The organism is Actinomadura sp. NPDC048021 (genome assembly GCF_040653135.1).
GTDB classification, from domain to species: domain Bacteria; phylum Actinomycetota; class Actinomycetes; order Streptosporangiales; family Streptosporangiaceae; genus Spirillospora; species Spirillospora verrucosospora.
In genome coordinates this window covers 19,233-31,855 of record NZ_JBEZJQ010000041.1, presented here as the reverse complement: position 1 = coordinate 31,855, position 12,623 = coordinate 19,233, and the positions used below count along the sequence as shown (strand labels likewise).

Here is a 12,623-nt window from a genome sequence, read left to right as displayed (position 1 = left end):
TGAACGGGCCATGACCTCACCCATCAGCCCCGTCGGGGCCCACGTTCCCGTGTCCGGCGGCCTCGCCACCGGCGGCCTGAAGTACGCCGCCGAGATCGGCGCCGAGGCGGTCCAGGTCTTCGTCTCCAACCCTCGCGGCTGGGCCCTCCCCGAGGGCAAGCCCGCCGAGGACGCCAGGCTCCGGGACGAGGGCATCCCCGTCTACGTCCACACCCCGTACCTGGTCAACCTCGGCTCCCCCACCCCGGAGACGCTCGAGAAGTCGCTCGCGGCCGTCCGCCACTCCCTGACCCGGGGCCGCGCCATCGGCGCCCGCGGCGTCGTGGTCCACACCGGCTCCGCCGTCACCCGGACCTACGACGAGGCCATGGCCCAGGTCCGCGAGCACGTCCTCCCGCTCCTCGACGAGATCCCCGAGGACGGCCCCGACCTGCTCCTGGAGCCCATGGCGGGCCAGAACAACATGCTCTGCGCCAAGGTCCAGGAACTGGCCCCGTTCTTCGAGCGCCTCGACCACCACCCGAAGCTCGGCGTCTGCTTCGACACCTGCCACGCCTTCGCCGCCGGCCACGACCTGGCGGCCCCGGGCGGCGCCAAGGACACCCTCGACGCCCTGGTCGCCGCAGTGGGCGAGGGCCGCCTGAAGCTGGTCCACGCCAACGACTCCAAGGACGCCTGCGCCTCGGCCAAGGACCGCCACGAGAACATCGGCGCCGGCCGGATAGGCGAGTCCCCCTTCGCCGACCTCTTCCGCCACCCCGCCACGGCCGGCGTCCCCTTCATCATCGAGACCCCAGGCCGAGCCCCCGCCCCCCACGCAGAAGACATCAAAACCCTGAAGCGCCTAAGAGACGCCCCCTGACGTCACGCGCTCCGTCGCCATAAGGGCCCACGGACGCCGGTGCCGGGGCGCGATCGCGTCCAAAGGACGTTTCGAGCCTGCAAGAAACTGACACGTAGCGAGCCGCTAGGCGAGCCCTCACGCCGACCCGCACCCGCTACTGCGACAACCTCAGCCACCACAGCAACCCCGCGACAACCTGACGGTCGCGATCGCGTCCGAAGGCAGATTCAAGCGAAGCAAGAATCTGATCGCGCAGCGAGCCGCCAGGCGAGCCGGAGCGATGCCAGCGATCGCAAGCTTTTATCGACGATGGAGGGCCGCCAGGCCCGAAGGAGGAGAAAAAAGCAATAAAAAACGACTCGGGCGTCGCTGAACAACCCCCCGACTGTTCAGCGACGCCCGAGCCACAGGTCGCGGGATCCCACCCCCCCGGTACGGGATCCTGCGACTCACGATCCGGCGTGTGTCGCCGGATCTCCGGATTTGCTCTTGTGGGAGGGTTCGCGGCCGGGGGCCGCCCGCCCCTCCTCGGGCGGTGTGACGTGTGGTGCCACTGAGAACATTAGAGGGGGTTCGCCACCTGTGGACAGCGGGACGACGCGCCTCTCGATGAACGGTGTGTAGTCATAGTTGTACGGAGCGTAGTCGTCGGATGAGCGGTCCGTGGAGCGGGACGAGCGGTCCGGGGCGGGGGCGCGGCGGGCCGCGCGGCGCCGTAAGCGGTTCATAACGGGGCTCAACGGGCGAACACGTCCTCGGGGAGGTGCAGTTTCGTCAGGGCGCGGTCGGCGCGGCGGGGGACGCGGCGGCGGGTCAGGAGCGAGACCGCGACCATGACGGCGAACGCGGCGGGGGCGATGAGGGCCGCGGGTTCGGCCACGGCGGCGGCGGGCCAGCCCGTCAGGGGGAGCTCGTACAGGTGCAGGACGCCGGAGGCGACGGCGAGGCCGGTGCCGACGATGAGGCCGGCGGCGGCGCCGGCCGCGGTCAGGCCGCGCCACCAGATGGCGAGCAGCAGGAGCGGGCACAGGGAGCACGCCGAGACGCAGAGGGCCAGGGCGACGAGGCCGGCGGCGCTCTGCGTGCCGATCCTCGGGAGTAGGGCGAGCGGGACGAGGAGCGCGAACACGGTGGCGATGCGGAAGGACGCGACGCCGCTGCGGCGAGCGCACTGCGTGACCGTGCCGGCGATGGTGACGACGAGGCCGCAGGAGGTGGAGATGAACGCGGCGAAGGCGCCGAGGGTGATGAGACCGGTGAGGAGCGCGCCGGCCGGTCCGGGGATGCGCTGGGGCAGCAGCAGGACGGTGGCGTCGGTGTCGCCGGTCATCAGCAGTTCGGGCGCGTAGAGGCGCCCCATGGACGCGTAGACGGTCGGGAAGACGTAGAAGAGCGCGAGGAGCACGGGGACCAGGGCGGCGGTTCGGCGGGCGGTGCTTCCGCTCGGGTTGGTGTAGAAGCGGATGAGGACGTGGGGCAGCCCCATGGTGCCGAGCAGGATGCCCAGGAGCGCCGAGTACGTGCGGTAGAAGCCGTGCTCCTCTCCGCGGCCGAAGGGCGTGGCCCAGGTCTCGCCGCTCTGGACGGGCAGGCGTTCGGCATGGGGCACCGGCGCCCCGGCCGGGAAGACCACCTCGGCGGCGGGGCCGATGGTGTGCCGGCCCGCGGCGAGGGTCATCGCCCCGCCGCCGTGGCGGACGCCGTCCACGGGTCCCCGGGCGGTGACGAGGACGGCGGCGGGCGCGGTGACCGCGACCTCGGTGCTCACGTGGACCCGGGTGGTGTGCGCGAACCGCGCGGGCCCGCCGCCGACGGGGTCGGGGCGGCCGTCCATCTGCCACATGACCAGCAGCGCCGCGGCGGGCACGGCGAAGGCGACCAGTTTCACCCAGAACTGGAGGCTCTGGACGGCGGTGATGCTGCACATCCCCCCGGAGGCGACGAGCAGCAGGGTGACCGCGACCACGACGGCCCAGCCCGCCCACACCGGGGCGCCGGTCATCACGCGCAGGGTCACGCCGGCGCCCTGGAACTGCGGCAGCAGGTAGAACCAGCCGATGAAGCAGACGCAGCAGGTGACGATGCGCCGCACGGCCGGGGAGCCGAGCCGCCACTCGGCGAAGTCGGAGACGGTGTAGGCGCCGGAGCGGCGCAGCGGGGCGGTGACGAACGCCAGGAGCAGGACGTGCCCGGCGGTCGCCGCGACCGGCAGCCACAGCATGTCGGCGCCGTAGGCGAGCACCAGCCCGGCGGTGCCGAGGAACGCGGCGGCGGAGAGGTACTCGCCGCTGATCGCCGAGGCGTTCCGCCAGGGGGTGACGCCCCGGGAGGCGACCAGGAGGTCGGAGGCGGTGCAGGCGGAGCGGCGGTCGCAGGCGCCGAACGCGGCGGTCGCCACCAGCAGCGCCAGGAGCGCCGCCGCCACCGCCACGGCGGTCATCGCCTCTCCGCCGGTCTCGTGAGGTCGCGTTCGGCGCGCTCGGCGCGGCCGAGCTGGCGGAACGACGCGGCGACCCAGACCGGCTGGATGCCGAAGGCCAGGACGAGCCAGGGCAGCGGGACGCCGTGCACGCGGGCCTGCGCCACCGCCGGGACGATCGCCATCAGCGCCGGGAGCACCGTCACCACGGTCATGACGAGCGCGCCGGTGCCGAGGGCGGTGCGCAGCTGGGCGCGGATGAGCCGGCGGGTCTCGGCGGGTCCGATCGGGGGACCGCAGACGAGCGGGGGCGGGTCGGTATCGGGCGGGTCGGGATCGGCCGGGCCCGGCGCGGGCGCCGCGGCCTCGGCGGTCTGGGCCGCGCCCGGCGTCGCGCCGCCCGGCAGCGCACCGGTCGGCAGCCCGCGGGGGCGGACGGCCGCCGCGCCCGCCGTCGCGTCGCGGCGTTCATCGGTCATCGCGGGCCTCCCCCGGGCTCTCCGGCGCCCTCGTCCGGCTGGTGGAACTTGCGGACGAGCAGGTCCCGGACCTCGCGGGTGTGGCGGCGGCTGACCTGCAGCAGCTCGTCCCCGATCTGGACGGCGGCCCGGCCGCCGTCGAAGCGCAGCTCGGTGATGTGCGCGGCCGCGACGAGGGTGCTGCGGTGGATCCGGATGAACCCCGCGCCCTCCCACCGCTTGGAGAGCGCCGACAGCGGCATGCGGACCAGGTAGCCGCCGTCGGCGGTGTGCAGCCGCACGTAGTCGCCCTTCGCCTCGACGTGGGTCACGGCCCGGCGGGACACCAGCCGCGTCCGCCCGCCGAGCTCGACGGGGATCATCTCGTCGTCGGGGTCGGGGGAGGTCTCCCCGGCGGGCGGCGACGGCCGGCGCACGGCCGCCGCCACGCGCCGGACGGACTCGGCCAGCCGCTCCGGCCGGACGGGCTTCAGCAGGTAGTCGAGCGCGCCGAGCTCGTAGGCGGTCACGGCGCAGTCGTCGTGCGCGGTCACGAACACCACGTGCGGGGGCGCGGCGAACCCGGTCAGCAGCCGGGTGAAGTCGAGCCCGTCGAGGCCCGGCATGCGGATGTCGAGGAACACGGCGTCGAGGCGCTCGCCCTCGACGAGCATCCGGCTCAGGTCGCGGAGCGCGGCCGAGGCGTCCGCGGCCCCGGTGACCCGCCCGATCCGCGGGTCCTTGCTGAGCAGGTAGGTCAGCTCCTCCAGGGCCGGGCGTTCATCGTCGACGGCGAGGACGTGCAGCATGAGGGCGACTTTGCCGCGATTACCGTCTGTCCGCAATCGGTTCCGAAAAGTGAGTGGCGTGTCGCCCGGATCGCCCCTCAGTCGGGAAAGACGCCCGGACGGTACTTCGGGACGCGCAATTTGACCTTGGTTCCGGCGCCGAGCGCTGTCTCGACGGTGAGGCCGTACTCGTCCCCGTAGACCTGGCGCATGCGCGCGTCGACGTTCGCGAGGCCGATGCCGGGCCCGCTCTCCGGCCGGTCGTGGGTGGCGACGCTCCCCCAGCCGGTGGGCCCGGGCCGGCCGAGGGGCGCCGAGAGGATCTCTTCGAGCCGCTCGGGGTCCATGCCGATCCCGTCGTCCTCGACGCTGATCGCGGCCTCGGCGCCCGAGTCGCGGGCCACGATGGAGATGTGGAACGCGCGGCGGCCCCCGGCCATGCCGTGCCGGACGGCGTTCTCGACGAGCGGCTGGAGCGCGAGGAACGGGACGGCGACCGGCAGCACCTCGGGCGCGACCTCGACGTTGCACTGGAGCCGCTCGCCGAATCTGGCGCGCTCCAGAAGCAGGTAGCGGTCGATCGAGCGCAGCTCGTCGGCGAGCGTGGTGAAGTCGCGCGGGTTGCGGAACGAGTAGCGGGCGAAGTCGGCGAAGTCCAGCAGCAGGCCGCGGGCCCGCTCGGGGTCGGTGCGGACGAACGAGGCGATCGTGGTCAGCGAGTTGTAGACGAAGTGCGGCGAGATCTGCGCGCGCAGCGCGCGCAGCTCGGCCTCGGCGAGGCGGACGCGGACCGAGTCGAGCCCGGCCAGTTCGAGCTGCCCGGTGACGAGCCGGGCCGCCTCCCCCACCGCGCGGACCCGCGCGGTGGACGGGCTCGGCCAGTACGCGCTCAGCGTGCCCTCGACGCGGCCCTCGACGGCGAGGGGGGCGATCATGGCCACCTGGACGCCGCACTGGGGGTCGCCGCAGGCGAGCGGCTCCGGCGTGACGACCCGGGGCCTGCCGGAGGTCAGGACGGGCAGCGCGTGCGCGACGGCCTCGCCCGCGTGGGCGCCGCGGCCCGCACCCTCCCAGGCCAGCAGCCGCGGCGCGGCGGAGGCGTCGTCACCGGCGCCGTCGGGGCCCTTGGGGGCGTCGGGGGCGTCGGCGCCGTCCGGGTCGCCGGGCGGGCGCACCGCGACGATCGCGACCGCCTCGGCGCCGAGCAGCGAGCGCAGCAGCCGGGTCGCCCTGCGCGCCGCGTCGCCGGTGAGCCCGGCCCGCAGCGGGGGCGCGGCGTGCGCGATCAGGTGCAGGGCGGCGAGGGCGGCCGCCTCCGCCGGATCGGCGTGCCCGCGCCGCGGCAGGAGGCACCACCGGCGCGGCGCCCAGACCCCGCTGGCCCCGGCTGCCGCGGCGTACACCACGACATCTGTGACGGACGGTAGGTCCATGGAAACTTACGGTAATGGCTATCATCGCCGCGGGTGCGCCTGTTGCCGATTTACCGAGGTCTCGAATGGGACACGTTCGGCCGACCGGAAGTCCCGCGCCGGCGGACCAATCGCGCGGATCCGATCACAGCGGGGGCGACTCGCCCTCGTCCTCCTGGTACGAGTAGCGCTGCTCCCGCCACGGGTCGGCGACGTTGTGGTACCCGCGCTCCTCCCAGAAGCCCCGGCGGTCCTTCACCAGGTACTCCACGCCCCGGACCCATTTCACGCTCTTCCACGCGTACAGGTGCGGGATGACGATGCGGACGGGGAAGCCGTGGTCGGGGGTGAGGCGCTCGCCGTCGCGGTGGGTGGCGAACATCGTCCCGTCGGCGAGGAAGTCGCTCATCCGGATGTTGGCGCTGTAGCCGTACTCGGCCCAGACCATGACGTGCGTGACGTCCGGCGCGGGCGGCGCCAGCTCGATGATCGCCGTGCCGGGGACGCCCCGCCACTCGTTGTCCGGGATGGTGAACTTGGTGACGCAGTGGAAGTCGGCGACCGAGGCGGCCTTCGGCAGCGCGTCGAACTCGTCCCAGGTCCAGCGGTGCTGCTCCCCCGACTCGGTGGCGCCGAAGACCCGGAAATCCCAGTCCTTGGGACGGAACTTCGGGACGGGGCCGTAGTGCAGGACGGGCCAGCCCCGGGGGACGTACTGCCCGGGCGGCAGTTCGCCCGGCTGCGGCGCGGGCTGTTCGGGGTGGGTCATGACGCGGCCATCCTGCCATCCGGAGTGAGCTGAGCCATATCCGGGGTCCGCGGGGGGCCGCGGGTCCCGACATCGGCTAGGCTTTCCCCGTGCGCAACGTCGTGTATTTCTTTTGGCCCGACCAGCCCGGACGGCTGGTCTGCCAGACGCTGCGCTGACAGACCACGAAGGCGAAAGCCCCGGGCCGGCCGGCCCGGGGCTTTCGTCGTTCCGGGGACCGGCCGGCCTCCCGGGGCATGAACGAGAGGCAGCAACCCATGGTCGTCGTCATGGCCCCGGAGGCCAGCGAAGCGGACGTCAGAGCCGTCGTCTCACTGGTCGAGACGGCAGGAGGCGACGCCTTCGTCAGCCGCGGAGTGGAGCGGACCATCGTCGGGCTGGTGGGCGACGTCCAGCAGTTCGGCTCGCTGAACCTGCGCGGGATGCGCGGCGTCAGCGACGTCATCCGCATCTCGGCGCCCTACAAGCTGGTGAGCCGCGAGAACCACGCCGAGCGGACGGTCGTCCGGGTCGGCGGGGTGCCGATCGGCCCCGGCACCATGACGCTGATCGCCGGCCCGTGCGCGGTGGAGACCCCCGAGCAGACCCTCGGCGCGGCGCAGATGGCGCAGGCCGCGGGCGCGACGCTGCTGCGCGGCGGCGCGTTCAAGCCGCGCACGTCGCCGTACGCGTTCCAGGGCCTCGGCGAGGCCGGGCTGCGCATCCTCGCGGACGTGCGCGAGGAGACCGGCATGCCGATCGTCACCGAGGTCGTGGACGCCGCCGACGTCGAGCTCGTCGCCTCCTACGCCGACATGCTGCAGATCGGCACCCGCAACGCGCAGAACTTCGCGCTCCTGCAGGCCGCCGGCGAGGCGGGCAAGCCGGTCATGCTGAAGCGCGGCATGAACGGGACGATCGAGGAGTGGCTGATGGCCGCCGAGTACGTCGCGCAGCGCGGCAACCTCGACATCGTGCTCTGCGAGCGGGGCATCCGCACGTTCGAGCGGGCGACCCGCAACACCCTCGACATCTCCGCGGTGCCGGTGGCGCAGCGCCTCTCCCACCTGCCGGTCATCGTGGACCCGTCGCACTCGGGCGGCAGCCGCGACCTGGTCCTGCCGCTGACCCGCGCGGCGATCGCGATCGGCGCCGACGGTGTGATCATCGACGTGCACCCGCACCCGGAGACCGCCCTGTGCGACGGCCCGCAGGCCCTGGTCGACGGCGACCTGCGCGAGCTCGCCAAGCTCGTCCGCGACCTGCCCCCGATCGTCGGCCGCTCCCTCACCAGGAGCGAGGACCCCGACGCCGTGCCCGCCTGATCCGCCCGCCCCGCCCGGCCGTCCGGCGGGGACGCCGAGCGGGTATCGTCCTGAACCATGGCTTACTGGGCACCTGATTGCGGACCGCCGCGCTCCTGACGGGGCGCGGCGACCGCATTCCTGCTGATCACGACACGGCCCGGCGCGACCACGCGCCCCGGCCGTGCCGTCCTGCGCCCCGAATCCGGATCCTCCCTTCCGATTCGAGCCCAGGAGCCCTTCTCCCGTGTCACAGAACACCTCTCTTCGGCGCGCGTCCGAAAAGCCCTCTCGGTCCAGTGCCCGGCGCGGCGGCGCCGACGTCCTGCTCGCGGCGTCCCTGTGGGGGACGACCGGCACCGTCCGCACGTTCGCGGACGGCGCGTCCCCGTACTCGGTCGCCGCGATCCGCATCATCATCGGCGGGCTCGTCCTGCTGGCCCTCGCCGCGTGCACGCGCCGCGGCGCGGGGCTGCGCCGCCTGCTGACGGACCGCCGCAACCTGCCGCTCGTGGCCCTCGGAGCGGCCGCCGTCACCGTCTACCAGACGGCGTTCTTCGTCGCCGCCGGGCGCACGGGCGTCGCGGTCGGCACCGTCGTCACGATCGGCAGCGCGCCGGTGTTCGCCGGCGTGATCGGGCTGCTGGCGCGCGGCGCCGCGCCCACCGGACGGTGGGCGCTCGCCACGGCGGGGGCCGTCGCGGGCTGCGCGCTGCTCGTCGGCGGCGGCCGGGACGCGGGCGCGGAGCCGCTCGGCATCGGGCTGGCCCTGCTGTCCGGGCTGTCGTACGCGGTGTACGCGACGGTGGCGTCCGTCCTCATCACCCGGGGCGAGGAGGACCGGGCCGTCGCCGCGGCGCTGTTCGGCGCGGCGGCCCTTCCGCTGGTCCCCGTGCTGCTCGCCGGGCCGACGGGCTGGCTGCTCACCGGGAGCGGCGCGCTCATCGCGCTCTACCTCGGCGTGATCACCACGGGCGGCGGCTACCTGCTGTTCGCCCGGGGCCTGCGCACCACGCCCGCGACGACGGCGACGACGCTGACGCTCGCGGAGCCGGCGGTGGCGGCGGCGCTCGGCACGGTGCTGCTGGGCGAGCGGCTCGGCGGCCCGGCGCTCGGCGGCCTCGCGCTGCTGGCGGCGAGCCTGGTGGTCCTCGTGGCGCCCGTCCGCCGGCGCGGCTCCGGCGACGGCGCACGGGGCCGCGGCGAAGGCGCACAGGGCGGTAACGAATTGGTCTGAACCATTGGCCGGGCACGGCGCGGCGAGGATGATGACCGGCATGACGACGGGAGATGGTGACGCCGGGGGGCGGCTCTTCCCGGAGAACCTGGACGGCGTCGATCCGGTCGCCGCCGTGCTGCTGGCGGACGCGCGCCGCGCCCTGGCCGCCTACCCGGAGCTCGTGGCCCTCGGCGCCGTGTTCACCGCCGCCGAGCGGGTTCCGGGCGGCTGGCAGGTCGTGTGCCCGTTCGACCCGCTGCCGCAGGGCGCGCGCGAGATCCTCGCCGACCACCTGGAGGACCGCGCCGCGGCGGACTACGGAGCCCGGGCGCGCGACCTGGCGGCCGCGGCCCGGACGCTGCGGCGCGAGCCGGCCGACGAGGTGACCGCGGGCGGGCGGCGGTTCCGCATCGCGCGGATCGAGCAGCTGGCCCGCACCGGGCCGGACGGGCCCGAGCCGCCCCGCCCGACCGACCTGGATCCGCTGCCGTCGTGCGGCCGCGTCCCGCCCGTCCGGCCGCACGAGCTGCTGCCCGACGACGGCCCGGCGTCCGACCTCGCGACCGCCGAGCTGCTGTGCCAGGTGCTGGACGCCGCGGCGGCCAGGGGGAACGAGCCGTCCGGCGCGTTCCTCACCCCGGTCGCGCTGGCGCCCGCGTTCACTGTCGCCGAGCGCGGCGAGCGGCGCTGGCGGCCCGTGGGGCGCCTGTACGACGCGCCGCAGCAGGCCCGCGACTCGCTGGCCACCTACTTCAGGCACGTGGTGCCCGCGGTGGAGAGCCCCGCCGAGGACGACGTCGCCCGGTTCGCCGAGGCCGCGGAGCTGCTGGAGGACGACAGCCGCCGCAACGGCATCGCCGTCGCGGGCCGCCGCTTCCGCATCGTCCGCATCGAGCGGATCACCCTGATGGGCCCGGACGGGCCCGAGCCGCCCCGCCCGACGGACTTCGACGCCCGCTAGCCGCGGGCCTCGGACGCCGGGCGGGCGGGTCAGACGGCCGGGTCGCCGTAGGCGGGCCGGTGCTCCTGGACGGACGCGGCGAGCTGGTCGGCGAGCTCGCCGACGTCGAGGCGCTTCTCGATCTGCCGCAGGTCGTCGATCTTGGCCCGGGTCTCGGCGCGGCGGGGCGCGAGCAGGGTGCAGCAGTCCTCGTCGGGCAGCTCGGAGATCGTCAGGGTGCGGATGCGGCGCGCCTGGTCCATGATCTCGACCTTGTCCATGCCGACGAGGGGCCGCAGGATGGGCAGCTCGACGGCGTCGTCCAGCGCGGTGATGTTGGCGAGGGTCTGGCTGGACACCTGCCCGAGCGCGTCGCCGGTGATCAGCGCGGAGCCGCGCAGCCGCCGGGCGAGGACCTCCCCGGTGCGCAGCATCAGCCGCCGCTGCGCGATCACCGCGAGCCGGTCGGCGCCGGACGACTTGATCTGCTGCTGCGCCTTGCCGAACGGCACGACGAACAGCCGGGACCCGGTCTGGAACTTGTCCAGCTCGCGGACCAGCGCGTACGCCTTGTAGATCGACTCGGGGCCGGTGAACGGCATCCCGGAGAAGTGCAGGTAGTCGACGCGCAGGCCGCGGCGCATCATCCGGTACGCGGCGACGGGCGAGTCGATGCCGCCCGACATCAGCACGAGGCCGCGGCCGCTCATCCCGACGGGCAGGCCGCCCTGCCCGGCGAGGCCGCCGGAGTAGACGAACACCTCGTCGCGGTCGACCTCGATCGACAGGGTGTGGTCGGGGTTCTTGAGCCGGACGGGCTGGCCGTAGCGGGCGGTGACGAGCGTGCCGATGTGCCGGTCGAGCTCGGTGGAGGTCATCGGGAACCGCTTGTCGCGGCGCCGGGACCGGACGGCGAACGTGCCGGTCCGCCCGTCCATGAGCTCCAGGGCGGCGCGCTCGACGCTGGCGAGGTCCTTGCCGACCCGCCAGGCGCGGTGCGCCCAGACGATGCCCATGACGTCGGTGATCCGCTGCGCGACCCGCTCCATGGTGGCCAGGTCGGCATCGTGTTTGCGGACGATGAAGACGCCGTGCCGGCGGACGACGTCCACCCGGGCGATCGGCCGGACGGCGGTGCGCACGTTGTCGGCGAGGCGGCGCTCGAACTGCTCGCGGTTCTTGCCCTTGAGGACGATCTCGCCCAGTTTGAGCAGCACGCACGGCTCACCGTCGACCGGCGACTGCTCCCGGACGTCCGCCGCCGCGGTGCCGGGCGCGGTGTCGAGCGTGGTCATGCGTGATCCTCCTGGCGGGAACAGGGTAAAGAGGGGACCTCCAGTGTGGCCCAGAGAGGCCAACACCGCGACCCGCATTCCCTGTTCCCGCCCGGGCGGGACGATCAGCCGAAGAAGACCTCGGCCTCGGAGTAGCGCTCCAGCGGGACGGTCTTGAGCTCCTTCGTCGCCTCGTCGAGGCCGACGCGGATGATGTCGGTGCCCTGGAGGGCGACCATCTTGCCGTAGTCGCCGTCCTTGACGGCGTCGATCGCCTGGAGGCCGAAGCGGGTGGCGAGGACGCGGTCGAACGCGGTGGGGGTGCCGCCGCGCTGGATGTGCCCGAGCACGGTGGCGCGGGCCTCCTTGCCGGTGCGCTTCTCGATCTCGTCGGCGAGGGCCTGCCCGATGCCGCCGAGCCGGACGTGCCCGAACGCGTCCCGCTCACCGGTCTGCAGCTGCATCTGCCCGTCGATGGGGTGCGCGCCCTCCGACACCACGATGATCGGGGCGTAGCGGGTCTTGAACCGGCTCTCCACGTACTGGCAGACCTTCTCGATGTCGAAGGGCCGCTCGGGGATGAGGATGACGTTGGCGCCGGCGGCCATGCCGACGTGCAGCGCGATCCAGCCCGCGTGCCGGCCCATGACCTCGCAGATCAGCGCGCGGTGGTGGCTCTCGGCGGTGGTGTGCAGCCGGTCGACGGCCTCCATGCCGATGTTCACCGCGGTGTCGAACCCGAAGGTGTAGTCGGTCGCGTTCAGGTCGTTGTCGATCGTCTTCGGGACGCCGACGACGTTGACCCCGTTGGCGTACAGCTCGCGCGCGACGCCGAGGGTGTCCTCGCCGCCGATGGCGATCAGCGCGTCCACGCCGAGGCCCGCGAGGTTGTCCTTGATCCGCTCGACGCCGCCCTCGACCTTGACCGGGTTGGTCCGCGACGAGCCGAGGATCGTCCCGCCGCGCGGCAGGATCCCGCGCACGGCCTGGACGTCGAGGGCCACGGTGTCGCCTTCGAGGGGCCCGCGCCAGCCGGCCCGGAACCCGACGAACTCGTAGCCGTAGACCTGGACGCCCTTGCGGACGACCGCGCGGATCACCGCGTTCAGGCCGGGGCAGTCTCCGCCTCCGGTCAGCACTCCGACGCGCATGCCGTCACCTTCTCCCGCCACCGGGCTCCTCCCTCGGTCCACGTTCTCAGCCTAGTCGTCGCACGC

The 12,623-nt window shown here is 73.9% G+C and carries 11 protein-coding genes; 4 read left to right on the top strand and 7 right to left on the bottom strand.

Annotated elements, in window-relative coordinates; all coding sequences use genetic code 11:
* Positions 1-10 precede the first annotated feature (10 nt).
* Complete coding sequence (locus tag AB0C87_RS40380; RefSeq protein WP_345185917.1) at positions 11-862, top strand: deoxyribonuclease IV; 852 nt, start codon at positions 11-13, stop codon at positions 860-862.
* Positions 863-1,580: 718 nt separating this feature from the next.
* Here AB0C87_RS40380 and AB0C87_RS40375 read toward each other — a convergent pair.
* The 5 genes from AB0C87_RS40375 to AB0C87_RS40355 all read right to left on the bottom strand — a co-directional run bounded on the left by AB0C87_RS40375 (position 1,581) and on the right by AB0C87_RS40355 (position 6,690).
* On the bottom strand, positions 1,581-3,284 hold the full coding sequence (locus tag AB0C87_RS40375; protein WP_360581830.1) for a cation acetate symporter: 1,704 nt from the start codon (positions 3,282-3,284) through the stop codon (positions 1,581-1,583).
* Positions 3,281-3,742, bottom strand: a complete 462-nt coding sequence (locus AB0C87_RS40370; RefSeq protein ID WP_360581829.1) for a hypothetical protein — start codon at positions 3,740-3,742, stop codon at positions 3,281-3,283. The genes AB0C87_RS40375 and AB0C87_RS40370 overlap by 4 nt, the downstream gene beginning before the upstream one ends.
* Positions 3,739-4,530, bottom strand: a complete 792-nt coding sequence (locus AB0C87_RS40365) for a LytTR family DNA-binding domain-containing protein (protein ID WP_360581828.1) — start codon at positions 4,528-4,530, stop codon at positions 3,739-3,741. The genes AB0C87_RS40370 and AB0C87_RS40365 overlap by 4 nt, the downstream gene beginning before the upstream one ends.
* 77 nt (positions 4,531-4,607) lie before the next feature.
* Positions 4,608-5,942, bottom strand: coding sequence for a histidine kinase (locus AB0C87_RS40360; protein ID WP_360581827.1), 1,335 nt, complete (start codon positions 5,940-5,942; stop codon positions 4,608-4,610).
* Between the two features lie 124 nt (positions 5,943-6,066).
* The gene (locus AB0C87_RS40355) at positions 6,067-6,690 is read right to left on the bottom strand and encodes a molybdopterin-dependent oxidoreductase (protein WP_353834743.1); all 624 of its coding nucleotides are present in this window, start codon (positions 6,688-6,690) and stop codon (positions 6,067-6,069) included.
* A 257-nt stretch (positions 6,691-6,947) separates the two neighbouring features.
* Here AB0C87_RS40355 and aroF point away from each other — a divergent pair, with 257 nt between their 5' ends.
* From aroF to AB0C87_RS40340, 3 genes are all read left to right on the top strand, one after another.
* Positions 6,948-7,994 (top strand): 3-deoxy-7-phosphoheptulonate synthase, encoded by a 1,047-nt coding sequence (gene aroF, locus AB0C87_RS40350; RefSeq protein WP_360581843.1) that lies wholly within the window; start codon positions 6,948-6,950, stop codon positions 7,992-7,994.
* A gap of 226 nt (positions 7,995-8,220) precedes the next feature.
* Entirely contained in the window at positions 8,221-9,210 is a 990-nt protein-coding gene (locus tag AB0C87_RS40345) for an EamA family transporter (RefSeq protein WP_345185899.1), read from the top strand.
* 40 nt (positions 9,211-9,250) lie between these two features.
* Positions 9,251-10,153: a DUF5954 family protein gene (locus AB0C87_RS40340; RefSeq protein WP_345185896.1), complete on the top strand. Its 903-nt coding sequence runs from the start codon at positions 9,251-9,253 to the stop codon at positions 10,151-10,153.
* Between the two features lie 29 nt (positions 10,154-10,182).
* On the opposite strand, the gene thiI is transcribed toward AB0C87_RS40340, so the two are convergent.
* Positions 10,183-11,427 carry a tRNA uracil 4-sulfurtransferase ThiI gene (gene thiI, locus AB0C87_RS40335; protein ID WP_345185894.1) on the bottom strand — a complete coding sequence of 415 codons (1,245 nt, stop codon included), beginning with the start codon at positions 11,425-11,427 and terminating at the stop codon, positions 10,183-10,185.
* Positions 11,428-11,531: 104 nt separating this feature from the next.
* The gene (locus AB0C87_RS40330) at positions 11,532-12,557 is read right to left on the bottom strand and encodes a 6-phosphofructokinase (RefSeq protein WP_345185891.1); all 1,026 of its coding nucleotides are present in this window, start codon (positions 12,555-12,557) and stop codon (positions 11,532-11,534) included.
* Between the last annotated feature and the right edge of the window lie 66 nt (positions 12,558-12,623).

Bases quoted from the DNA above. Each gene is read 5' to 3' on its own strand.
- AB0C87_RS40370 (WP_360581829.1), bottom strand. From the start codon at position 3,742: ATGACCGATGAACGCCGCGACGCGACGGCGGGCGCGGCGGCCGTCCGC.
- AB0C87_RS40380 (WP_345185917.1), top strand. From the start codon at position 11: ATGACCTCACCCATCAGCCCCGTCGGGGCCCACGTTCCCGTGTCCGGC.
- AB0C87_RS40340 (WP_345185896.1), top strand. From the start codon at position 9,251: ATGACGACGGGAGATGGTGACGCCGGGGGGCGGCTCTTCCCGGAGAAC.
- AB0C87_RS40360 (WP_360581827.1), bottom strand. From the start codon at position 5,942: ATGGACCTACCGTCCGTCACAGATGTCGTGGTGTACGCCGCGGCAGCC.
- thiI (WP_345185894.1), bottom strand. From the start codon at position 11,427: ATGACCACGCTCGACACCGCGCCCGGCACCGCGGCGGCGGACGTCCGG.
- AB0C87_RS40330 (WP_345185891.1), bottom strand. From the start codon at position 12,557: ATGCGCGTCGGAGTGCTGACCGGAGGCGGAGACTGCCCCGGCCTGAAC.
- AB0C87_RS40355 (WP_353834743.1), bottom strand. From the start codon at position 6,690: ATGACCCACCCCGAACAGCCCGCGCCGCAGCCGGGCGAACTGCCGCCC.
- aroF (WP_360581843.1), top strand. From the start codon at position 6,948: ATGGTCGTCGTCATGGCCCCGGAGGCCAGCGAAGCGGACGTCAGAGCC.
- AB0C87_RS40375 (WP_360581830.1), bottom strand. From the start codon at position 3,284: ATGACCGCCGTGGCGGTGGCGGCGGCGCTCCTGGCGCTGCTGGTGGCG.
- AB0C87_RS40365 (WP_360581828.1), bottom strand. From the start codon at position 4,530: ATGCTGCACGTCCTCGCCGTCGACGATGAACGCCCGGCCCTGGAGGAG.